Below are 21,358 nucleotides of genomic sequence, written 5' to 3'. Positions count from 1 at the left end.
GCCGCCGCCATGGTGCAGTATTTAAAAGTCTATCTCGAAGATCCAACAGTGATGTTTCTCGCCTAATTTTGATATGAAAATAGCGCGCCTTAGGGCTTGTCGAGCGCGCCAAGATTGCCTATAGAACGCGCCACTTGGATGGTGGGGTAGCTCAGCTGGTTAGAGCGCAGGACTCATAATCCTGAGGTCGTGAGTTCAAGTCTCACTCTCACTACCAAGTAGGCAGCGATAGCACGAAAATCTGCCGCAATGTTGCAAAACCTTGGCGAAACTCTACCTTTGCTCGCTGCATCATCATTAAAATGACAAATTGATGGGTGCAAGTAGACGCCATGACAGACTGAAAGATGTTAGGTTTATTACGCCCCATCTAACCAATTCGCGGCCTCGGCTTCTACAAATTCCCGATCATCCCAGCGCGCTAGCACCGCTGCCATGCGCGCTTGAACGGCACGCTCGATGGCTGTTTTGGGATTTTCCCCTGTGCAGTCTTCTAGCATCGCTTTGGCGCGGGCTTGGTTATTTGGGTAGTCTATATCGACCAGCGAGAGGGCGTAATTGGCTTCGATGATAATGTTATGCGGGGATAGCTCTAGCGCGCGCTCATAAGCGGCGTTGCCGTCGGTGAGTGTTGCCTTATACCAATTTTCCGCGCGTTTTTCGCCTGCTTTGCGCACAATGCCGTAATGCCACGCCCCGCGCAGGGCATAGCCGCGCGCATCATCAGGGGCTAGCGTCTGATGCGCGTCAATCGCGTCTTTCAAATCCCCCGCAAGGCCTTTTCGCCAAACGGTAAGCGGATTGCTCGCGCGGGTCACGAAACCAAGCGCGAGCGCGACTTGGAGACGCGCTTCGGCATGATTGGGGTCAAGGGCGACGGCTGCCTCGGCCAAGTCTAAAGCCGCCTCGGCTTGGTCTTTTTGATTGTTTGCATGGCCTAATAATACGGGCCCAGCGAGGGCTTCGGCGGCGAGCGCCAGACCGTCCGCAGTAGCCAAAGCTTCGCCCATGCTTGCCGCGCGGTCAAAATCGCCTTGGTCAAGCAATATGCGGATTTCTGGGGGTGAGTTGGCCACAGCGGGCGACGCCGTTATAGGCGCGGTCAAAGCCGCTATTCCAATTATCACACCTATGATTTTGCGCATCATCACTCCAAAGTAGCAGGAAAAGCTGCCTGCGACAAAGTGGTTACGCAGTGAGCGCTACCCAAGTTTGCCGGATAGGGCGTCTTCAATGAGCGTGGCCGTTTCAGACGGCCCGTAAATGGCAACGAAAGACCCAAAGCGCGGGCCTTGCGATTGACCAAGGCAGACCTCGTAAATCGCTGTGAACCAATCGCGAAGGTTCTCAAAATCATGGTCTTTACCCACGGAGAAAATAAGCGTTTGCATCGCTTCGCCGTCGGTCGCGTCTGTTTCGGAAACGTCTTTTAAGCGCGCCGCGAGGTCGGCTAAGGCCGCGCGTTCAGTATCAGTCGGCTTACGGTATGTTTTATTTGGTTTTACGAAATCTTGGTAATAGCGTATCGCATAATCCGTCATGCGGTCGAGCGCAGGATTATCGTCCTCATTGGCCGTGGGTTCATATTTTTTGATAAAGCCCCACAGGATATCTTTACTGCTCGCATTGGCGGCAGACACAAGGTTCAGCATCAGCGCAAAGCTAATCGGCGGATTTTCTTCGGGCGGATTACCATGATGAATAAACCAAACCGGGTTAGCAATTTGTTGTTCTGGCGTTTGACGGGGATAGGCGGATAGATGCTGAAAATATTCATCCATCGCGCGCGGTATCACGTCAAAATAAAGCCGCTTAGCAACGCGCGGTTTGTTATACATATAAAGCGCGAGGCTTTCTGGCGTGGCATAAGATAACCACTGTTCCACAGAGATACCGTTGCCTTTGGACTTGGATATTTTTTCGCCTTTGTCATCAAGAAATAACTCATAGACATATTGCACAGGCGGTTGGTGGCCAAGGATTTTACAAATGCGCGAATAAATCTTGCTATTGGTTTGGTGATCTTTTCCAAACATTTCAAAATCAACGTTAAGCGCCGCCCAGCGCATGCCAAAGTCCGGTTTCCATTGCAATTTGACATGACCGCCTGTGACGGGCAGGGTGGTCTCTGTTCCGTCCTCGTCATCAAAAGTGATTGTGCCTGCCTGGGCATCAACGGATGTCATCGGGACATAAAGCACGCGTCCAGACTTTGGCGATATAGGTAAAAACGGCGAGTAAGTCGCGCGACGTTCTTCGCCGAGTGTCGGCAGCATCACCTTCATAATATCATCAAATTTATGCAGCGCTTTACGCAGCATATCGTCATAAGCGCCAGAGCGGTAAAGTTCCGTCGCGGATTTAAATTCATACTCAAATCCAAAGCCGTCCAAAAAGTCGCGCAACATGGCATTATTATGCGCGGCGAAGCTTTCAAACTTACCAAAGGGATCGGGCACATCGGTTAACGGCTTGCCAAGATGTTCATGCAGCATGTCTTGATTGGGCATATTGCCGGGTACTTTGCGCATGCCGTCCAAATCATCGGATACACATAACATCACCATCGGGATTTTGCCGCCTGTGAGCGCTTTGAAAGCGTCCATGACCATGGTTGTGCGCACAACTTCGCCAAAGGTCCCGATATGGGGGAGGCCCGACGGACCGTAACCCGTTTCAAACACAACGGGTTTATCACCCCGGTCAATGCCGCGTTTCTTTTCTATATCCAGTCGTTTGACAATCTCGCGCGCCTGCTCAAATGGCCACGCTTTGGATGTTTGGTGAATGCTGTCAGACATAGAAATTTTCCGTAAATAAGTGCAAGGCGGAGTTACGCTCCAATAGGGGTAAGGTCAATGGGTGGTATAAGTCGAGGCGGGCTAGAGGTTATGTGTCACGCTATGGCGGGCGACCCAGTCCTGCATGGCTGTCGGGTCGTTAATGGTTATCACGCCGTAACCACGCGTGATAAACCCACCGCGTGTTAAGGCCTCCAACGCTTTACCGATTGACACGCGCGAGACCCCCATCATATGCGCGATATCGGATTGGGTCATAGAGAGGGTCTTAGTTTGACTTTCACGGCCTGTTAAACCCAGCAAGCGTTTGGCTGTTCGTACAGCCAAAGATAAGCGCTTGTCATCATCAAGCCGTTCAAACGCAGCGTGAGAGCGGATAAGCGCGACGCGAAGCAGGGCTTTTAAGATTAAGGGCTCTGCATCACATAGCGCATGCATTTTGCTCGCTGGGATTTGCGCGATGATGCTTGGTTCTAAGGCGCTGATATCGTGCGTGCGCGGAAGGTCGGCAAATAGGGTGAACTCGCCAAAGCTCTCCCCGACGCCCAAAGTCCCAATCGATAGAATACGTCCGTCACGGCCTAAGGTGCCGACATCAACAGACCCTGATTTTACAATCGATAAACCAGGCTTTTTGTCACCACGGTAATGGATAATTTGGCCCGTTGTATAGCGTTCTGTTGTCGCTGCCGCCCAGATTATGTCGGCAATAGCTGCGGGCAGACCCTCTATTAGGGTTGGTGAATGTGGTTTATGACCGAGTGGCAAATTGGCTCCAAATGTAAACTAATTAGCATTTTACTCAGGCTCTGTTGTGTATCAAGATAAAAACACAAAAAGGGAATTGTTATGAAACCAGAGATGATTGCTATTATTAGCATTTTGGCCGTGTTTATTGTTGCGGAAATATTATTTACACAATTCTTTAGTAAAAAAAATCAAGTCAAAGGCGACGGCCTTGTTGAACTTATTAGTTCTGGTGCACTTGTTTTATTTACCCAGCCTTTCGTTTTATTTGCAGGGGCGTTTTTGGCGTCATTGGTTGTGCCTCAATATGCAGGTGTCTTGACCGAGTGGCCAGTTTGGGCCGTGCTTGGCTTGTTTCTTATCTTTGATGATATGACGCAATATTGGTGGCACCGGATAACGCATTCGACGCCGTGGCTGTATAATTTACACCGTCCACATCATAATGCGCAGTATATGTCTATTCGTATCGTTTACCGTAATAATCTGTTCTACTACCTCCTGATGCCGGGCCTTTGGTTCTCTGGTATCTTGATTTATCTTGGCGGAGGTTGGGTTTATGCGGGTTATATCGTTGTGAAAATGACGGTTATTTACGGTGCGCATAGTGATATTCGCTGGGACAGTAAGCTCTATGACATCAAATGGCTATCACCTGTCATGTGGGTGGTTGAGCGCACGATTAGTACCCCAGCCACACACGCCGCTCATCACGGACGGCATTTGTCGGATGGCGTGACGAATTATAAAGGCAATTACGGAAACCTGCTGTTCTTCTGGGACGTATTATTTGGGACGGCGAAAATCACGCGCCAATATCCGCCAGAATTCGGGGTAGAAAACCTACCTGAAACAACGGCGGGTGAACAACTCTTGTGGCCCTTTGTGAAAGCTGGTGATAAGGTCGCTAAACAAACATAAGGCACCCTATGACATATCTTCGCTCTTTGCTGACAACAACGCTCGCTATATCCACGGTCGCTTTGGGCTTATCGGCTTGCACAAATGCGCAAACTGATGCCGATACTCAAAGCGCTGTTGCCAGTGCGGAAGATATTTCTGCGGCCTTAAAATCAGCTACGGATCGTGCGAAAGAATCCACAGGGCCGGGGTCTCCTGCGCTGTGGTCTATCAGCGATGATGACACGACCGTCTATCTTTTTGGAACAATCCATCTGCTGCGTCCTGAAACGCAGTGGCGCACGGAGGCCTTTAACCAAGCGTTTGAACGCGCAGACACGCTTTATCTGGAAGTTGATACCACTAGCGCAGAAGGCCAAGCGGCCGTCCAACGGATTGTCGCGCAAGAAGGCATGTTTGCTGAAGGTGAGACGTTAATGGGCGTTTTGGATGACGAAGAGGAAGCCACATTAATGGCGACTATGGGTCCCATGGGCGCGACGGCAGACGCTATAAATGGATTTAAGCCCTGGTTGCTGGGGCTTCAGCTATCGGTCGGCAGCATTATGCAAGCGGGCTATGACCCCAACAAAGGTGTGGATACGCTGCTTGCTAGTGAGGCGAAATTAGAGGGCAAGACCCTTAAATATCTAGAGACAATCGAACGCCAGATTGGCGTATTGTCTTCGGCTGATATGGACGAGCAAATTGACGGGCTAATGGTTACTGTTGAAACGCTTAACCTTGGCACAGAATTTGTGGATGTGCTGGCGAGTGAGTGGGCTGACGGCGACGTCACCGGATTGACCGCCACAATGGCGGACCCGCTCGTTTTTGGCGGGCAAGAGGGCTATGACGCGCTTATGGTGGACCGTAACCGTGATTGGATACCAGCGATTTCCTCTGCGCTAGATGAGCCTGGTGTCAAATTTGTTGCGGTCGGCGCAGGTCATATGGTCGGCCCTGACAGCGTCATTGCGATGTTAAAGACAGAAGGTTTGAGCGCCCAGAGACTGCAATAGGCCAAGCCTATTGTGCGGTTTCTATGTTAGCCTCTGCCAAATCATCCCGAGTCTGCGCATAGGCCAGTGCTTGGAAGGCGTCATGGATTGCAGGGTCATCAGCAACAAACATTTGCAGCATGATAATGCCAAAGGCGTCATTTTTCGGATCGACCCAAAACTGCGTACGCGCCGCGCCTGACCATCCCCATTGGCCCGTGGTTTGGCCGCGCAGGCTTTGCCCCTTTGGCGAGTCTGCATAGACCACCGCCCCGCCGTAACCAAAGCCAACATCCGTATCCCCGCCTAGCCACGGAAATAAATAGGTATCATCCGCGTCCATAACCGGGCTCATCATCATCTCGACGGTGCCTGTGTCCAAGATGCGTTGGCCATTATAAATACCGCCGTCAAGCATCATTTGCGCAAATTTTGCATAATCCTCGAGTGTAGAGACAAGCCCGCCGCCGCCTGATTGCAGGCGGCTAGTAGGCTTTGCAAACGGGCTGTCTTGGCCATCGTCTTCTAAAACAAATCCGTCAGGCGTCACCGCGTAATTAGACGCAAAGCGGGCAACTTGGTCAGGGCGCACCAGAAAGCTCGTCTCCGTCATGCCGAGCGGTTCAAAAATCCGCTCTTGCATTATATCGCCCAGCGGCTTGCCCTCGATAACTTCAGCGATACGGCCCAGCACATCAATCGACAGGCTATAATACCAGGCTGTGCCCGGTTGTTGCAGCAGCGGAAGTCCCGTTATTTTATCGACAACGGTTTCCATGGTCTGTGTTGGATCAAATAATCCTGCCTTCATATAGGCGTCCTCGACCCCGTTAATGGGGCCAAAAATCCCGTAGCCCAAGCCTGCGCGGTGCAGCAATAAATCCTCAATCGTCATGGGATTTTCTTGCGGGTTTAACATGGGGGTTCCGTCGGGACCAAGGCTCGCGACCTGCATGTTCGCAAGGCCGGGAATATATTTCGCAGCCGGATCAGAGAGTGATAATTTGCCCTCTTCCATTAAGTCCATAATCACGGCTGAGGTTACGGGTTTCGTCATGGAGTAAATGCGCAAGACTGTGTCCATGGTCATGGGCGTGGCCCGCTCCCGATCCGCAAGTCCAAAGGCATTTGTATAAACCGTTTGCCCTTCGTCAAACACTAAGGCTGATACACCGATAACCTCGCCTTGCTCCACAGCGGCTGATAACAGGCTATCCATGGCAGCCGTGTTAAATGTCGGGGGGGCAATTGGCGCGGCCGTGTCAGCGCAACTGCTAAGTAACATCGCAGCCATGCCCATTGTCGTTTTTGCTGATATCGCGCGAATAAAGTCTCTCATAATTGTCCCCTAAGTTTTATTGTAATTTAAAATTTATCTTTGGCGCGACGTATCTCGCCCAATTTTTCTGGCGTATTCGCACGCATAAACGGATTGATAGAAAGCTCGCGCGCGACAGTTGTCGGGACAGTGGGCCTACCCTTGGCGCGTAAGTCTTCTGCCGTTTTGATGTAATCAAGCATAGCGCGGTTATCAGGTTCAACCGTTTTGGCAAAGTCGGCGTTAGACAGCGTATATTCATGGGCACAGTAGAGTGTCGTGCTGTGGGGCAGGGCCTCTATTTTTCGCATGCTTTCATACATCTGCGCGGGCGTACCTTCAAATAATCGGCCGCAACCCATGATAAAAATCGTATCCCCGACAAAGGCCGCGCCCGCACCGTCGTGAGCGTCTGGAATATGAAAAATAATATGGCCGTCAGTATGACCAGGCGTTTCCAGCACATGAACGTCATGGCTACCAAGCTTGAAAACATCGCCGTCTCTTACGCCTTGGGTCAGGCCAGGAATACGTTTCGCGTCATGGCCTGGGCCGATGATGGGGCAGTCATACCGCGCCGCAAGCGATAGGTTATGACCCGTATGATCGAAATGGTGATGGGTGTTCCAAATCGCGGTGAGGTTCCAGCCCCGCGCCTCTAGCGCTGCGGTGATGGCGTTTCCATCGGGTGTATCGATTGTGGCCGTCTGTCCGCTTTCGCTGTCATGAATCAAAAACCCGTAATTATCAGACAGGCAGGGAAACAAGGCGATATGCAACATAGATTAGACCGTTCCTTTTGAGCTATTTTGCGATAGAGTAAGCCTATTAAAGGTGGATACAAGGCCAAAACAAAGACGATGCGACAGACGGTCATACAGCTAGAGCAGTTTTATGCGTCCCGCATGGGAGCGGCGGCTAAGGCTATGGTGACGCGGCGGTTGGATAACCTCTGGCCAGATTTATCGGGTCGTGATGTTTTAGGCTACGGCTATGCTTGGCCCTATTTAGAGGATTACGCAGAGCAAACACACCGTACGGTCCTGGCTATGCCGGGTGAGCAGGGGGCTTTGGCCCAAGCGGGACGGCGCGGCATAATTACTTGCCTGACAGAAGACGCGCGACTGCCTTTTGCGGACGCTAGTTTTGACGACGTTTTGGTGGCTCACGGCGCAGAAGAGACACCCGATTTGCATTTGCTGTTATCAGAGCTATGGCGTGTTACCCGTCCCGAAGGGCGGATTGTTGTGATGGCCTCTAATCGGTCTGGATTATGGGCAGGGTCTGACAGCTCGCCCTTTGGCGCGGGCCGTCCTTTTTCGCGCAGTCAATTGCGCGGCGCGTTAAAGGCGGCAGGGTTCTTGCCAACGGTCTGGTCTGGCGCGTTATTTGTACCGCCCAGCAGGCGCCTATCGAGCCCCGGTATTGTGCGCGGATGTGAGCGTTTCGGGGAAACTGTCTGTCCAAGTTTTTCCGGCGTTGTCCTTGTCGAAGCGCTAAAGCGTCTTTATGCCGAAAGTTCGGGCAAGAGCGCGCGACTTGTTATGCGGCCAAGTTTCGGGTCGGCCCCTATTGGCTCGCGCGCCTCCCAACGCAATAAAAAGGCATAGTCTCTCTATGACGGATAACACTGATAAGACCTCCGCTATTATGCCGATAGAACAAGTCCGTGTGGAAATTGACCGGGTTGATAATGCCCTATTGGGATTAATTGCAGAACGGTTAGAACTCGCCGCCGCTGTACGTCGCGCCAAATCGGGTGCGCGGGTGTGGCGTCCGTCCCGAGAGGATAGCCATGTGCGTGATTTGTCGGGACGCACGGGTGAAGCGTCGCCGACGCTGGTATCGAAAATTTGGGCTGAACTGATGAGCGCGAGCCTTGCATTGCAAGGGCCTATGCGGCTTCATATTGCGCTTGAAGGTGACGTGCTGGATGTTTGGACACTCGTGCATGACCGTTTTGGACGCTCTATTCCCGCGCGCTCTTACCCCACCGCAAGCGCCGCTTTGGCCAATGCTTACGGAGAGGACGAAGGGGTCGCGGTGTTACCCGCGCCGGGCGGCATGAATAGCTGGTGGACGGCATTATGCGCAGGCGGGGCTATGCCCGATATGCATATCTTGGCGGGTCTTCCGCGTGTTGGGGCTGGCTGGCCACGGGCAGTGGCCGTCGCAACGGCGGACATTGCCTCGTCTGGTGCGGACACAATGCTAATCGCGGTGACGAAGCCCGACGCAATAAAGGCTTTAAATCGGCCCTACAAATTACGATCAGAGGCGGGTGATCACCGCCTTTATTCTGTCGAAGGCTATACCGATGATATATCGGCAGTGGCCGCTCTTGATCCGCAAGCCAAAATAATTGGTTGTTTGCCGTCCCCGCTAAGCGAGATTTAAGCTATGTTTGACACGCTATTAATTGTCGGCGGCGGGCTTATCGGTTCGTCCATCGCGCGTGCAGCCAAGGCCAATGGCGCATGTAAATCTGTGCTTATTGCCGACGGCTCTGATGTTGTATGCGCCAAAATAACAGAACTTGGCATTGCTGACACTGTGCGTGTGGACGCTACAAAACTAGCGGGCGAAGCGGATTTGGTTATACTCTGCGTGCCGCCCGGGCAAATGGGTCCTGTCGCCGCCGCTATTATTCCTTTTATGAAGGCGGGGGCGGTTCTGTCTGATGTGGGCTCTGTGAAAGGCGGCGTGATTAAAGACGTCACACCCTATATGCGCAGCGATATCGATTTTGTACCGGGCCACCCAATCGCGGGCACTGAATATAGCGGGCCAGAGGCAGGCTTTGCGACACTGTTCAAAGACCGATGGTGTATCCTGACCCCTGATAATGAGGATGACGCGGCCGCGCAAAAACTGGGTGAATTTTGGGAAGCGTTGGGCAGTAAGGTTGCCTTTATGACAGCAGAACGCCACGACATTGTGCTGGCAACAACATCCCATGTTCCGCATTTAATCGCCTATACCTTAGTTGGAACGGCGGTGGATATGGAAGCCGTTACGCAAAATGAAGTGGTGAAGTTCTCCGCAGGGGGCTTTCGGGACTTTACCCGGATTGCCGCCTCAGACCCCGTCATGTGGCGCGATGTGTTTATTGAAAACAAAGATGCGGTGTTGGAAGTCGTTGACCGCTTCATTGAGGATTTGTCGGCGCTTAAACGTGCGATAAGATGGGAAGACGGTGACCCACTGCTGGAACACTTCACAAAGACCCGTGATATAAGACGCAAGATTGTCGATGCAGGTCAGGATAGTGCGGATGCTGATTTTGGACGGAAGGTGGATTAGGGGGCGTATAAAAGCGTTTAAAACCGATATATTTTCTGCCCAAACAATCGCACTTCGCCGTCTGTAATCGGTAGGGTCAGCACAACAAGACCCATTTCATCGCGCGGCGCAGCCATAAGGGCGAGTTGGGCGGCAAAGGCGGCATTATTGTCAATTGTTCCTGCCGCGATAAGGCCGTCGAGCAAGGTCTGCGCGTCGCGCACCTTTAGCGTCATCGTGCCCGTAGGACGGCCTTCGGCAAAGGCCATATTGACGGTCGATTTAAATTGGCCGTCACCCCAGATTAAATCAGAATCGTCCACTGTAAACGCTCCTAATGTTTGCCATTCCGACACGGCTTCATTATCCAGTGCTGATAAGTCGCTCAGCGTGCCTGACACTGATAACGCCTTGATATGTGGCCCGAAAATACGCTGTATATTGCGTGCTGCGTCACGGTCGAAAAACGCGTTCACGGCTGATAATTTATAAGCCATATTTCCGCCGTCAGCTCTTATGTCAAACACGACACTGTCGACCGCGCGCAAGGGGGGCGGCGTGCCGATGACGGGTGTGGTAGAAAGTTTAAACCCTGTTACCCTGACGGATTTTAACTGCCCTAACACGCTTGCTCCAAAGTCAGCGCGCACCAAGCTAGGCGATACATCAAAAAGATAGCGCCTATCTGTATCGGCCCGCCAATCCACACGCATGTCGCCGCGACTTTGTAGAGTCCATTGGGTCGGTGAAAATGGAGAGGCGGAGAGTGTCGCCGTTTCCGCGCGTACGGATCCTTTGGGTCCAGAGATTTGCGCGTCCGTCAGTGTCGTGCGCACGGATAGGGGAAAGCCGCTATGGACAATATTGGGCAGGGATAATGTGACGCCGTCTTCGGCTAAGTCTGATTGTGCAGTGAGGAGGGCCTTGGATAATCCCGCGCGCAGGGTAAAATAATAAGCGACATAGCCGCCCAGTAGCACCGCAAAAATAATGACAAAACGCTTCATTCGTCGGCTTTGCTTTGTGGGTCAGGGTTCTGTGGCTCTGCTGTATTTATCGCGGGAACTTTCGGGTCGGAGGATAGCTTGCGTGGTCTTCGCGCGAAACTACCCAAAAGTTTTCCATATTCTTCTGATAGCCGTGAGAATTGATCGCGGTCTCGCCACCATGGGCCTGCTTTTATGCTGGTCACAGGGTAGCGGGTAATACGGATACGTCCAGCGGCTGCGGTGATTTCCATTTGCGCGCGCGGCATATGAAAATCTGACGTTACGAGTATGATATGCTCATAACCCAAGGCTTGCGCCCAGCTAGCCGTTTCTCGTGCATTACCAATCGTATCAATTGCGGCATAATCCAGATCAAGGCAACAATCATGTTGATCCGCAGATAGGCCCAGCACTTTGATAATATCGTCGCGTGAGTTTTGCGCATTGACGCCAGAGATTAATAACCGCTCGCCTTTGCCTTCGGTCAATAGATGCGTCCCTGCATCCAGTCGTCCGCCGCCTGGGCCTGTCCAAACAACAATGCCGTCGGCATTGGGTACGGGGTCGGGCTTGTCCTGCGCGTTGACTTGGCGAGTAAATTCTAGAAACCCACCAACAATGGCCATGCCCATTAAAAACGCGGCAAAGACCATAAATTTAAAAAGCCCCCATAGTCTTTGTTTGCGGGTGATTTTCGCTTTAATTTTTTTAGGGCTCATGCTGCGCGCCGTCCCGCTTTTAGGATTTGGCGTACGGCGGCCCCTGCCGCTAAGGCTCCTAGCCCTGTTAACACGCCGACCAAGACTAACAGTGCGATAATATCCCGTATAGCAATCGACACTTCGGGTAAAAAGGCACTATCCCCAAAGCCGCCCAACACTGTTAAAATTAACGCAAGAACAGCCGCTAATACTGCACCTGTCGCGGCGCTGACCAACCCAATGCGCAACGCGCGACGCACAAACAGCCCGCGAATAAATCGCTCCGATGCGCCGACTTGGGTAAAGACGGATACTGATCCCGCCTCTGCGGCAATCGCACTTTGTGTGGCAAATATCGTCGTGGCCAAACTACCGCTGACAATTAACAGAAGTAATAATCCGCTGACCCAACCAATTCGGTTGCGGGTACGTGATAGCTCGGCTTGCCAACGGCTTTGGTCTTCAATCTGATACCGTAATCCTGTTGTGTCCATCGCAGCGGTAAGTGCACTACGATCCGTTGTCTCAACACGCAAAAGCACGGGCAAGATAATACCCTCGGGTAAATCTGCCCCGCCCAGCCATGGATCAATCAAGGCCTTGGCTGAAACAGTATCAACGGGCACGACGTTAAAACCCTTCAGGGCCTTACGTGCTGTTTGCGTTACGTCTATCGCGCCGTCCGCGGTGTCGGTCATGATTTGGACTGTGGCAAACCCTGAAAGCTCTGATTCCCATCCTGCATAGGCGCGTTCAGCCATGCGAGAGCCGAGAAGGGCGAGGGCCGCTAAAAATGCCATTATGGTCAGCACAATGCGTAGGGGTCTGTCAGCTTTATGATTGACAGGCAGGAGTGGGGCTTGGCGCAATGTAGGTTTGTTTGTCACGCCCCAACCTCTTGAAACAAATGCGCATCTTGCAAATGATAAACATCACCTGGCACAAAATCGATGAGGCCGCGGTCATGCGTAGCAATGATAACGGTCGTGCCCATGCGGTTCATTTCAGAAAACAACCGCATCAGGCGCTCGCCGATTTGTGGGTCGACATTCCCCGTGGGTTCATCTGCGATGAGTAAGAGAGGCTTCACAATCACAGACCGCGCAATGGCAACGCGTTGTTTTTCACCACCCGATAAGGTCGCGGGCATGGCCCCTGCTTTTGCGCCGAGCCCGACCCAATCGAGCAAGTCTTTGACATCGCCTGCGTAACTGTCATGGGCGGCCCCTTTGACACGCAATGGCAGGGCGACATTATCAAAGACCGATAAATGATCCAAAAGGCCAAAGGATTGCCAGACGACGCCAACCTGCTGTCGGATTTGTTCCAGGTCAGACACGCTTTGGGTGGCGATATCTTTGCCAAATAAAGTGACCAGCCCGCGCGAGGGTTGCAGCGCCAAATACATCAGCTTTAATAGGCTCGATTTCCCCGCACCGGATGGGCCAGTTAGGAAATTAAAACTGCCAGCGCGCAGATTAATATCAATATCTTGTAACACCTCTGGCCCGCGACCATAGCGAAGCCCGACGCGGTCAAAGCGCACAGTGGATTGAGTGCCGCTATGCATGGGGGCTTTTCGGGCCGTGTTGGATGTCATGTGTCATAGTCACGGTGAGGGTTTAGGCAAATTTGACTTATTCGACCAGTGCTAATTCATGTCTGTTGTGCCGGTGTTACGCGAACTCTGGACTTATTGCGTCGTATTGGAGACAGTGGCCATAACTCCGAATCACAGTGTGTCGGGGTGGAGGCTGTCATGATTATCACCTGTCCAGAATGTGCAACGCGTTATAAAACAACTGAGGACGCCATTGGCCCGAACGGCCGAACTGTGCGCTGCGCCAGTTGCACGACAACATGGTTTGTGCCCGCGCCGTCTGCTGAATTGACGATGGATGCTTTGGCGCTTGCCGATAATGAACGCGAAGATATGGTGCCGGCGCCCAAAATAACAAAGCCTATAGTTACCGCCGCCGCTGGGCAATCTGATGATGTAGATGACCACAGCAGTAATGAGATGAAGGCGGGCGCGCATGTTGATATGCGCCAAAAAACGGATCGTCGTCGTCGCAACCGTCGTTTGCGCGGGGTGTTGGCGATATGGCTGGTGCCGCTATCAATTATGGCGGCGGGGGCCTATGGCGCTTATCATTTCCGCCAAGACATTGTGCAAAAACACCCCAAAGCCGCTACGCTCTATAAAGCGGTTGGCGTGGATGTTAGCCTTTCAGGTCTTATGCTGGACCCGCCAGAAACGCGTTATGCGGAAATTGACGGCGTGCCCACTTTGATTGTCAAAGGCTCCGTACGTAACATTTCCGATGGTCAATTATCGCTGCCAATGGTGGAGCTTTCTTTGCATAATAGTAACGACGAAATGGTTGTGTCATGGGTCGTGGATTTGGACAAATCCGTGCTGCCTAAAGGTGGGCGTACAGATTACACGACGCAAAAACCAAACCCGGCCTTGGATGCTGTGACACTTAAAACACGCTTCATTGACGAGACAACTGTGCCAACCATAACGCCAATAGAAATGCCAGATGAAGGCGATACATCACAGGATGCTGAGAATTAAACGGTATTAGAACCGCTCTAGCAGGCGTTCCAAATAATTCCGCTCGGCCTCGTCGCGCTCTTGCTCTGATGCGCGGCGGCGTAATTCTTCCATTAATTCGCGAGACCGTGTGGCGTTATCACGTTGGTCTAAATCGGCATCGGAAAAATCATCATTCTGATCACCTTGGTTTTGGCCCAGCGGATTACCTGAACCGCCTTCTGCGCTTTGGTTTTCGCCGTCTTGGTTACCGCGTCTTTGCGCGGCTTCCAAAATACCGCCTGCGGCATCGCGCAGCGCTTGTATGGCGTCTTTTTGTGCCTCCGATGCGCCAGCAAGGTCGCCAGACTTCAGGGCGTCTTGGGCGCGACCCATGGCCTCATTGGCGTCCGCCAGAGCCTCTTCAGGGGATTTGGTCGGGCTGCGCGCATCGTCGCGCTCGCCGCCGCCTGTGCCTTGGCCGTCTGGATCGGTTTCTCCGCCGCCGCCTGCCTGCGCGCCGTCTTGGCTTTCGTCACCTGATTGCCCGCCAGCCTGTTCGCCGTTACCTTTGGCGTCACCGTCTGCGCGACCGTCATCGCCTCCCTCGCGGAGGGCACCTGAGGCGGGCAAGCCGTCTTCTAACTTGCCCAGAAGGTCTTCTAATAGGGCCTGTTGCTGCGCCAGCTCATCTGCAGATTTTGGGGCGTTGTCCGCTTGTGCGTCATCGCCCGGTTGTTGACCAGATTGGCCACCAGAGGAATTACCGCCCTCTTGACTGCCTTGCTGTTCGGCCCGTTGTTGGGCGCGTTCGGACTGTTCTGTCTCGTCTTTTAATTCACGTTGTTCACCCAGCAAGTCAGCGAGGTCTTCTAGCGCTTTTTTCTCTTCCTCAGAGAGTTCGCCTTGACTCGGGTCGCCGCCTTCGCCGCCGCTGCCGCCTTGTGCCATTTGCATTTGCATATTCTCAAGCAGCTCTGCCAGTTGCTTTAGGGCCTTGCGTGCGCCTTCGCTATCACCGCGGGCATTGGCTTCTTCAATGGCTTTCAACAGCTCTTTAATTTCATCAGCATTGCGACCACCGCCACCACCACCGCCGTCACTTTCGGCGACATTGCCGTCCATAATGGCTTTGCGGCGAAGCTCTTCCATATAGCGGTCTACGGCCGCATTATAGCGGTCAAATAATGTATCAATCTCGCGCTCTGGCGCGCGGCGAGCAATGCCTTCATTTAGTGCGGCTTCAGCTTCTTGCATTTCCTGCAATGCGGTTCCCAATACGCCAAATTCGGCGCGGATAGCGATATTCCATAAATCCTGCTCAATCCCGACCAGCATGTCTGCGTTACGCGCGTAGCGCATGCGCCATAGCACATTTTTCAGACCTAGATAGACAGCTGGGTCTTCATATAGCCCTGAAGGTTCATCGGTCACAGCTTCAATCAGCAAAGCCGCGCGCTGGACAGACGCTGGCGCACGACCAAGCTTGCTATCTGTTTGATAGGTGTCGAAATAGGGCATATTTGCCCATTCCTTCCGCGTACGGCGGGGCAGTGGGGCGTAGTCTTTTCCCTCTGCCGCCAGTACCAGATTGCGTTGCTCGACGACGGCTTTGGCCAGCGGCTCGATGAAAATTTTATCAGGCACGGTAAAGTTTTCAAATTGCGACATGGCCGATTGTCCTAAACCATCTGTTGCCACCAAACGTCCAGAGACCTTACGCCCTGTCCAAATATGCTTGGTTAGGTTTAGCGCGGTTTCACGGCCCTTTGCGCTACGCACAGATGATGAAGATAAAGGCACAGCGACCATTTGCGCTGCCCCGTCAGGGTCATCCAGCAAGCGCATTTCCAGCATTAAACCTGTGACGCCGAAATCATCTGATAAGGAATAAGTCATCGCCAAACGGTCACGTTTATCGGCTTTGGGTGCGGCGTCTAATGTTACCGTTGGCGGTGTGTCAGGTAGCACGGTCAAACGCCATCTCTTCTCAAAAGTGCCAATGCGCCAACGAGCCGCCGCGTTGCGGGTCAGCGTCGTGCGAGCTTCAAAACTGGTTGGGCCAAGACGGGTTAGCCCCAAATAGCGCGAGCCACGGTCAGTGGTAATTTTAAGACGGGGAGCATCTTTCGTGCCTGATATACGCGCGACTAATTCTGAACCTGCTGGAATTTCGACCTTGCGTTTGTCTCTGAAATAAACGGGCGGGCGTCCTGTGTAATCGGGTGGGTCAACCCACGCATCGAAGGTCACGCCTTTGGCGGATATACCACCTTGCCACCCCGGTGTCAGACTGCGTTTTAAACGCTCCAAATTATCACCCGCACCGACCATGAGCGCGAGAACGAGGGCAAGCGGCGCCGCAAACCGCAGAAAATATTTATCCTTGGGAGCCAGCACGGAAACGGGCTTTGCAGGGCGCAAATCAACCGCGCTTTGGCGTGCCCGCAGAACGTGTTTGTCCCATAATTCGCCTGACATAACGGGATTATCGCGCAGCACATCAAGGGGGCGGTGGCTAATGCTATTATCGCGTTCGACACGCCGCGCGGCGTCAGACTGAGTTGGAACACGCGTCTTGCGAGCGGATAAAACAGACTTTACAATAAAATAAACGGCCACAAATAATGTGATGAGACGCCACGGATCACCAATACGTTCCCAGATACCTGCGAAAGCCGCGATTAAAAACACAGATATGATAAGCGCGGCGACCGCGAATATAAGGGCATATTCTTCCCAAAATAGCCACGCCCGCGCACGCTGCGTTAAACGGTCAGCATGAGTTAAGAGCGGATCTTTGCCGGCATTTTGGGTCTGATTACGAGCCATCACCGCTACTATAGAGAGAGGCCATGAAAAAGCCCATTAAATTTGATACATTTCCCAGCGCTATTATGGCGCATAACGGCAGTTTTATGACACAATGCTGTGAGGTTAGGGAGCGTCAAGCCAATCGGGAATAGACTCGCCGGCGAGGATGTCCTCTACTGTGGGGCGGGCCCGAATAACGTGATATTCACCCCCACGCACGAGGACCTCGGGCACAAGCGGGCGAGTGTTGTACTGGCTTGCTTGCGCCGCGCCGTAGGCCCCCGCACTATGGAAGACTAGACGGTCACCCGCTTCCATTTCAGGTAACATACGGCGTTTGGTAAAGGTATCGCCTGTTTCGCAAATCGGTCCGACGACATCATAAAGTACTTCGGTCATGTTAGAGCCCGGTGCGCGCACGGCTTCGATATCGTGATAGGCATCATAAAGGGCAGGCCGGATAAGGTCATTCATGGCTGCGTCAATGATCAGGAACTTGCGGTCTTCGCCGTCTTTAACATAAACGACCTCGGATAATAATACGCCAGAGTTTCCAGCAATCATACGGCCAGGCTCAAATATCATTTTGACATTCATATCTGACGTCAGACGCTTGACCATGGCCCCGTATTCTGACGGTTGCGGTGGGGTTACAGCGTTATTGCCGTAATTAATCCCCAGACCGCCGCCCACATCAAAGCTCTGGATGTCATGACCTTGTGCGCGCAGACGTTTAATCAGACCGCCGACTTTGGTGATGGCGGTTTCAAATGGTGCAAGATCGACAATCTGGCTGCCAATATGAACGTCAACGCCCACGACTTTGATACCCGGCAGCGTCGCCGCATAAGCATAAGCAGCCTCAGCCGATGACCATGCAATGCCAAATTTATTTTCCGCCTTGCCTGTAGAAATTTTCTCATGCCCGCCTGCGGATACGTCAGGATTGACCCGAAAAGCAATGGGCGCGATTTTACCCATTTCAATGGCGACGGAATTAAGAACATCAAGCTCAGCTTGGCTTTCAACGTTAAAAACATGGATACCTGCGGTCAATGCCGCATGCATTTCAGCGGGTTTTTTGCCGACGCCAGAGAAAACAATTTTCTCTCCAGGGATACCTGCTTTGAGGGCGCGGGCCAGCTCGCCCCCGCTAACGACATCGGCACCGGCACCTAATTTGGCAAGGCTTGCAAGCACAGCAATATTAGAATTAGCTTTGACGGAATAGGCAACAAGCGTGTCTTGGTCTTTAAAGGCTTCGGTAAAGACGCTGAAATGGCGCTCAAATGTAGCACTGCTATAGACATATACGGGTGTGCCTACTTGGTCTGCGATATCAGATAAGGACACACCTTCGCAGTGCATATGTCCATTTTTGAAATCAAAGTGCCGCATGTTTATTCAGGCGCAGGCGTCGATGTTTGGTTTTGCGACGTTTGGCCCTGAACAGGGGCTTTGGGTAACGGCTTGGCGACTTTATCGGCACCAAAAACAGGTGGGGGTGTTTGAAGGTCGCCTTTGATACCGCAGGCTGAAAGGCTAGCGGCGGCTATTACTGTCGAGAGGCTGAGCGCCATAGCGCGCGATTTGCGTGTCATAATAAACTCCGAATTTGTTCTTGTTTAAGCGCAATGATAGGCGGCGTCTAGCAGACAAATAGGCTGTTTTTTGCTCTCTATGTAATCTGTCCAATCTTTCATTAGCGATTTATGATTGGGCAGGGCAGAATAAATCTATGATAAGATTAAGTTTATTGGGGTCGACGCTTTTAGGGCTAATGAGCACGGTTCAAACGGCATCGGCAGATGATTTTGACCGTGAAGGCATAAAGGGACTAACCTCTTGCTTTCCAGCGAAATACGCGACTGAAATCAAAGATAAATTAGCAGATAAAAGTGAGAAACGGCGTGATGTTGTCGACATTACTTTTAATCCGCAGTTTAAAATCTATGACGGCGGGACATTACCTGACCGATTTTTTTTAAAACTAGGGCAATCGGAAGTCCCCTTTACCGTGACTGACGCTGGAACCGTGCCCGATTTTAGCGACGTTGTGATAGGCGGAGCAGGAGAGGGTGATATTTGCATTGAGGACGCGGCCCGCCAAGGCCGCCCCGCCGATGATGAAGGCCTTTATTTTGAAATGGGCCTGACCCCTTACTTCCAGACGTCTGGCCCGCGTTATAGTTTGACTGAACTGGAAGAGGGCACAAAGGACGGAAAATCACTTTATAAAACAATGGTTCCGGCTGTGGCGCGCATGTTTATGCCCGACACAGATCATTTATCGGTGCAGGTGGAAGGTGACATCGTCCCTATCGTGACCGCCATGAAAGGCGAACAAGTCATCGGCGACCTTAAAACTGAACGCTACGGCGAGGGCTATATCTTCGCGCTTGATGATGTTGAGGATATGGGGGCAGATGCCGTGGAGATATCCACGCCGCATAAATTGGCGCCTGTCCCCAGTATTAAAACGATGCGTCGTTTTGGTATTGGCGAGAAAAAACTTTATCCAGAATTATATAAAACGGATTCAAATCTTTAAGGGGACATCGTGAAAAAATTTATCGTGTCAGCGACTATTCTAACACTTTGCAGTCATTTTGCCGTGGCCGAAGACATTCCAGAAACTGAAAAATGTTTTAGCGTCGACAGTGTCAGCAAGATGTATAAGAAAATCGATAAGCTAAAAGACAGTCGTCGTGATAGCGTTGATACGGTTGTTAAAGCTTATTTTGCTGATGCACAAACACGGGCCGTGCCTATGTCGCTTTATATTAAAAATGGCGACACGCGGGATATGTTCGAGGTTTCAGAGGACGGCGAGATTAAAGAATTTCATTCTAAGACAAAAATGCTGCCTGATACGGCAGAGCTATGCGGGGCAACGCGCGCCGATGGTAAAATCGGCATGGGCATGGGGATGGATGTTCAGTTTAAAAGCGCCTCTGGCACGCATTCAATGGCTGAAGTCATGGACGGCCTAAAGGATGGGAAATCACATTACAAAGCGACGCTGCCTGGGCCGATGGCGATGTTTGTCCCGAAAATGACGCACGCCATGGTGACTTATGAAGACCTTGATACGCCGCCTGATATCAAGGCGTCTGTGAACGGCGCGGTTATCAATGCCCCTGTTGCGCTATTTGGGAAAGCCCATGTTGTCGATGTAGATGCCTTAGAAGAGATGGGGGCCGAGAGCCTTATCATTAACGGGGGTCCGTATACACTCGCCCCAGTGCCGAGCATTAAGAAAATGAAATCGCTTGGTTTTGGCCCTGACCAAGATGAAGGCAAAGATGACGGTAATAGTGAGAATAATAAGCCGTAGTTTAAAAGGGCCTGTTGTGATAAGTTGTTAGTGATGGCGAGGGCGCGCGCTTATCATATTTCGGGGTCATCCCCATGATGCCTATGCCCTTTCGACCATCGGGGCACATAGGAGCATCACAATGACGACTTTTTCTACAGTAACAATTCCTAGCACATCCGTTGAGGCCGCCTTTTATCAACCCACGGGCAAATACCCACCGTTGTTTTATGGGGCGCCCTCGACCCATGGGAATATGGTGTCAGTCAATGCGGGTAATTCCCAAGGGCTTTATGTCGGCGGAGAGGGCATTAATAAGGGCTTCATGCATGCGCTGAGCCATCAAAATACAGGTGAATATGCCACGCGACATTTGTCATTGCTAAGGCAGGCGCGCGCAGGCGGTGCCAAGTCCGAAGCCTATAAAACCGAAGACCCAACGGCGTTCTCGCTAGTCGATGATAACCACATCATTAAAAATTTGAATAACGGAAATCCAGGTGGTGAAAACGACGGACTGGCCTTTGTTGATATATTTGGCAAGGATGCCTCTGGGGGCAGCTTAGCACCTCATGGTGTGTCGCAAAACACGGGCATGCTTTATGCTTGTCCGCCTTTTGGTTATAATTATGTGGATGACGCGGCTTTCCTTGCGGCCTGCGGTGATATGGGTGCCAACTGTGCGCTTGCGATTGGTGCCTATAATAAGATTGCGAGTGCGAATGGGCAGCCTTTGATTTCAGTGATGCGGCTCTGCCTGTTTAGCTCGGGTTATTATAATACCAATAAAGTGGCCTTGGATAAAATCGCACTGGCTATATATGACGGCTTATCCAACGCGCTTATTAAAGATGATTGCGGCTTAACGCGGGTAGAAATGCCTTATTCTACTAATGCGCATGACCCGCTTTATGCTGCGGTCAAAGCCAAGATTGATCCTTAAAGAACCG

The 21,358-nt window shown here is 52.1% G+C and carries 21 protein-coding genes and 1 tRNA gene; 10 read left to right on the top strand and 12 right to left on the bottom strand.

Annotated elements, in window-relative coordinates:
- Positions 1–140: 140 nt before the first annotated feature.
- A tRNA-Met gene (locus AB6B37_RS12105) sits at positions 141–217 on the top strand.
- A 142-nt stretch (positions 218–359) separates the two neighbouring features.
- Here AB6B37_RS12105 and AB6B37_RS12100 read toward each other — a convergent pair.
- From AB6B37_RS12100 to AB6B37_RS12090, 3 genes are all read right to left on the bottom strand, one after another.
- Complete coding sequence (locus AB6B37_RS12100; protein ID WP_371396070.1) at positions 360–1,148, bottom strand: hypothetical protein; 789 nt, start codon at positions 1,146–1,148, stop codon at positions 360–362.
- Between the two features lie 54 nt (positions 1,149–1,202).
- Positions 1,203–2,801, bottom strand: a complete 1,599-nt coding sequence (locus AB6B37_RS12095) for a lysine--tRNA ligase (protein ID WP_371396069.1) — start codon at positions 2,799–2,801, stop codon at positions 1,203–1,205.
- An 81-nt stretch (positions 2,802–2,882) separates the two neighbouring features.
- Positions 2,883–3,569 (bottom strand): Crp/Fnr family transcriptional regulator, encoded by a 687-nt coding sequence (locus AB6B37_RS12090; protein ID WP_371396068.1) that lies wholly within the window; start codon positions 3,567–3,569, stop codon positions 2,883–2,885.
- A gap of 81 nt (positions 3,570–3,650) precedes the next feature.
- On the opposite strand from AB6B37_RS12090, the gene AB6B37_RS12085 reads away from it, so the two are divergent.
- Together AB6B37_RS12085 and AB6B37_RS12080 are read left to right on the top strand one after the other, a co-directional pair.
- Positions 3,651–4,469 (top strand): sterol desaturase family protein, encoded by an 819-nt coding sequence (locus AB6B37_RS12085; protein WP_371396067.1) that lies wholly within the window; start codon positions 3,651–3,653, stop codon positions 4,467–4,469.
- A gap of 8 nt (positions 4,470–4,477) precedes the next feature.
- Positions 4,478–5,470 carry a TraB/GumN family protein gene (locus AB6B37_RS12080; protein WP_371396066.1) on the top strand — a complete coding sequence of 331 codons (993 nt, stop codon included), beginning with the start codon at positions 4,478–4,480 and terminating at the stop codon, positions 5,468–5,470.
- 7 nt (positions 5,471–5,477) lie between these two features.
- Here the strand turns inward: AB6B37_RS12080 and AB6B37_RS12075 are convergent, their stop codons facing one another.
- Both AB6B37_RS12075 and gloB read right to left on the bottom strand, forming a co-directional pair.
- Positions 5,478–6,788 (bottom strand): serine hydrolase domain-containing protein, encoded by a 1,311-nt coding sequence (locus AB6B37_RS12075; RefSeq protein ID WP_371396065.1) that lies wholly within the window; start codon positions 6,786–6,788, stop codon positions 5,478–5,480.
- A 26-nt stretch (positions 6,789–6,814) separates the two neighbouring features.
- Positions 6,815–7,549 (bottom strand): hydroxyacylglutathione hydrolase, encoded by a 735-nt coding sequence (gloB, locus tag AB6B37_RS12070; protein WP_371396064.1) that lies wholly within the window; start codon positions 7,547–7,549, stop codon positions 6,815–6,817.
- A gap of 78 nt (positions 7,550–7,627) precedes the next feature.
- Between gloB and AB6B37_RS12065 the strand changes: the two genes are divergently transcribed.
- The 3 genes from AB6B37_RS12065 to AB6B37_RS12055 are packed head-to-tail and all read left to right on the top strand — an operon-like array spanning position 7,628 to position 10,070.
- The gene (locus AB6B37_RS12065) at positions 7,628–8,377 is read left to right on the top strand and encodes a methyltransferase domain-containing protein (protein WP_371396063.1); all 750 of its coding nucleotides are present in this window, start codon (positions 7,628–7,630) and stop codon (positions 8,375–8,377) included.
- Between the two features lie 7 nt (positions 8,378–8,384).
- Positions 8,385–9,164 carry a chorismate mutase gene (locus tag AB6B37_RS12060; protein WP_371396062.1) on the top strand — a complete coding sequence of 260 codons (780 nt, stop codon included), beginning with the start codon at positions 8,385–8,387 and terminating at the stop codon, positions 9,162–9,164.
- Positions 9,165–9,167: 3 nt separating this feature from the next.
- Positions 9,168–10,070, top strand: coding sequence for a prephenate/arogenate dehydrogenase family protein (locus tag AB6B37_RS12055; protein WP_371396061.1), 903 nt, complete (start codon positions 9,168–9,170; stop codon positions 10,068–10,070).
- A 17-nt stretch (positions 10,071–10,087) separates the two neighbouring features.
- Here the strand turns inward: AB6B37_RS12055 and AB6B37_RS12050 are convergent, their stop codons facing one another.
- The 4 genes from AB6B37_RS12050 to AB6B37_RS12035 are packed head-to-tail and all read right to left on the bottom strand — an operon-like array spanning position 10,088 to position 13,339.
- Positions 10,088–11,056 carry a DUF2125 domain-containing protein gene (locus AB6B37_RS12050; RefSeq protein ID WP_371396060.1) on the bottom strand — a complete coding sequence of 323 codons (969 nt, stop codon included), beginning with the start codon at positions 11,054–11,056 and terminating at the stop codon, positions 10,088–10,090.
- Positions 11,053–11,757 (bottom strand): YdcF family protein, encoded by a 705-nt coding sequence (locus AB6B37_RS12045; RefSeq protein WP_371396059.1) that lies wholly within the window; start codon positions 11,755–11,757, stop codon positions 11,053–11,055. Before AB6B37_RS12045 ends, AB6B37_RS12050 begins: the two co-directional genes overlap by 4 nt.
- The gene (locus AB6B37_RS12040; protein ID WP_371396058.1) at positions 11,754–12,626 is read right to left on the bottom strand and encodes a cell division protein FtsX; all 873 of its coding nucleotides are present in this window, start codon (positions 12,624–12,626) and stop codon (positions 11,754–11,756) included. Before AB6B37_RS12040 ends, AB6B37_RS12045 begins: the two co-directional genes overlap by 4 nt.
- On the bottom strand, positions 12,623–13,339 hold the full coding sequence (locus AB6B37_RS12035; RefSeq protein ID WP_371396057.1) for a cell division ATP-binding protein FtsE: 717 nt from the start codon (positions 13,337–13,339) through the stop codon (positions 12,623–12,625). Before AB6B37_RS12035 ends, AB6B37_RS12040 begins: the two co-directional genes overlap by 4 nt.
- A 159-nt stretch (positions 13,340–13,498) precedes the next feature.
- On the opposite strand from AB6B37_RS12035, the gene AB6B37_RS12030 reads away from it, so the two are divergent.
- Positions 13,499–14,320 carry a DUF3426 domain-containing protein gene (locus tag AB6B37_RS12030; protein WP_371396056.1) on the top strand — a complete coding sequence of 274 codons (822 nt, stop codon included), beginning with the start codon at positions 13,499–13,501 and terminating at the stop codon, positions 14,318–14,320.
- A gap of 6 nt (positions 14,321–14,326) precedes the next feature.
- Here the strand turns inward: AB6B37_RS12030 and AB6B37_RS12025 are convergent, their stop codons facing one another.
- From AB6B37_RS12025 to AB6B37_RS12015, 3 genes are all read right to left on the bottom strand, one after another.
- Positions 14,327–17,110: a DUF4175 domain-containing protein gene (locus AB6B37_RS12025; RefSeq protein WP_371396055.1), complete on the bottom strand. Its 2,784-nt coding sequence runs from the start codon at positions 17,108–17,110 to the stop codon at positions 14,327–14,329.
- Between the two features lie 105 nt (positions 17,111–17,215).
- The gene (gene lysA, locus AB6B37_RS12020) at positions 17,216–18,490 is read right to left on the bottom strand and encodes a diaminopimelate decarboxylase (RefSeq protein WP_371396054.1); all 1,275 of its coding nucleotides are present in this window, start codon (positions 18,488–18,490) and stop codon (positions 17,216–17,218) included.
- Positions 18,491–18,492: 2 nt separating this feature from the next.
- The gene (locus tag AB6B37_RS12015) at positions 18,493–18,693 is read right to left on the bottom strand and encodes a lipoprotein (RefSeq protein WP_371396053.1); all 201 of its coding nucleotides are present in this window, start codon (positions 18,691–18,693) and stop codon (positions 18,493–18,495) included.
- Positions 18,694–18,872: 179 nt separating this feature from the next.
- Between AB6B37_RS12015 and AB6B37_RS12010 the strand changes: the two genes are divergently transcribed.
- The 3 genes from AB6B37_RS12010 to AB6B37_RS12000 all read left to right on the top strand — a co-directional run bounded on the left by AB6B37_RS12010 (position 18,873) and on the right by AB6B37_RS12000 (position 21,351).
- Positions 18,873–19,643, top strand: coding sequence for a hypothetical protein (locus tag AB6B37_RS12010; RefSeq protein WP_371396052.1), 771 nt, complete (start codon positions 18,873–18,875; stop codon positions 19,641–19,643).
- Between the two features lie 9 nt (positions 19,644–19,652).
- Complete coding sequence (locus AB6B37_RS12005; RefSeq protein WP_371396051.1) at positions 19,653–20,429, top strand: hypothetical protein; 777 nt, start codon at positions 19,653–19,655, stop codon at positions 20,427–20,429.
- A 121-nt stretch (positions 20,430–20,550) separates the two neighbouring features.
- Complete coding sequence (locus tag AB6B37_RS12000; RefSeq protein WP_371396050.1) at positions 20,551–21,351, top strand: hypothetical protein; 801 nt, start codon at positions 20,551–20,553, stop codon at positions 21,349–21,351.
- Positions 21,352–21,358: the final 7 nt, after the last annotated feature.

This window comes from Fretibacter rubidus (genome assembly GCF_041429785.1).
Taxonomy (GTDB): Bacteria; Pseudomonadota; Alphaproteobacteria; order Caulobacterales; family Maricaulaceae; genus Fretibacter; species Fretibacter rubidus.
The sequence above is the reverse complement of the archived record's forward strand: the minus strand, read 5'-3'. Positions and strand labels throughout refer to the sequence as shown.

Bases quoted from the DNA above. Each gene is read 5' to 3' on its own strand.
- AB6B37_RS12100 (WP_371396070.1), bottom strand. From the start codon at position 1,148: ATGATGCGCAAAATCATAGGTGTGATAATTGGAATAGCGGCTTTGACC.
- AB6B37_RS12095 (WP_371396069.1), bottom strand. From the start codon at position 2,801: ATGTCTGACAGCATTCACCAAACATCCAAAGCGTGGCCATTTGAGCAG.
- AB6B37_RS12085 (WP_371396067.1), top strand. From the start codon at position 3,651: ATGAAACCAGAGATGATTGCTATTATTAGCATTTTGGCCGTGTTTATT.
- AB6B37_RS12080 (WP_371396066.1), top strand. From the start codon at position 4,478: ATGACATATCTTCGCTCTTTGCTGACAACAACGCTCGCTATATCCACG.
- AB6B37_RS12075 (WP_371396065.1), bottom strand. From the start codon at position 6,788: ATGAGAGACTTTATTCGCGCGATATCAGCAAAAACGACAATGGGCATG.
- gloB (WP_371396064.1), bottom strand. From the start codon at position 7,549: ATGTTGCATATCGCCTTGTTTCCCTGCCTGTCTGATAATTACGGGTTT.
- AB6B37_RS12065 (WP_371396063.1), top strand. From the start codon at position 7,628: ATGCGACAGACGGTCATACAGCTAGAGCAGTTTTATGCGTCCCGCATG.
- AB6B37_RS12060 (WP_371396062.1), top strand. From the start codon at position 8,385: ATGACGGATAACACTGATAAGACCTCCGCTATTATGCCGATAGAACAA.
- AB6B37_RS12055 (WP_371396061.1), top strand. From the start codon at position 9,168: ATGTTTGACACGCTATTAATTGTCGGCGGCGGGCTTATCGGTTCGTCC.
- AB6B37_RS12050 (WP_371396060.1), bottom strand. From the start codon at position 11,056: ATGAAGCGTTTTGTCATTATTTTTGCGGTGCTACTGGGCGGCTATGTC.
- AB6B37_RS12045 (WP_371396059.1), bottom strand. From the start codon at position 11,757: ATGAGCCCTAAAAAAATTAAAGCGAAAATCACCCGCAAACAAAGACTA.
- AB6B37_RS12035 (WP_371396057.1), bottom strand. From the start codon at position 13,339: ATGACATCCAACACGGCCCGAAAAGCCCCCATGCATAGCGGCACTCAA.
- AB6B37_RS12030 (WP_371396056.1), top strand. From the start codon at position 13,499: ATGATTATCACCTGTCCAGAATGTGCAACGCGTTATAAAACAACTGAG.
- AB6B37_RS12025 (WP_371396055.1), bottom strand. From the start codon at position 17,110: ATGGCTCGTAATCAGACCCAAAATGCCGGCAAAGATCCGCTCTTAACT.
- lysA (WP_371396054.1), bottom strand. From the start codon at position 18,490: ATGCGGCACTTTGATTTCAAAAATGGACATATGCACTGCGAAGGTGTG.
- AB6B37_RS12015 (WP_371396053.1), bottom strand. From the start codon at position 18,693: ATGACACGCAAATCGCGCGCTATGGCGCTCAGCCTCTCGACAGTAATA.
- AB6B37_RS12010 (WP_371396052.1), top strand. From the start codon at position 18,873: ATGAGCACGGTTCAAACGGCATCGGCAGATGATTTTGACCGTGAAGGC.
- AB6B37_RS12000 (WP_371396050.1), top strand. From the start codon at position 20,551: ATGACGACTTTTTCTACAGTAACAATTCCTAGCACATCCGTTGAGGCC.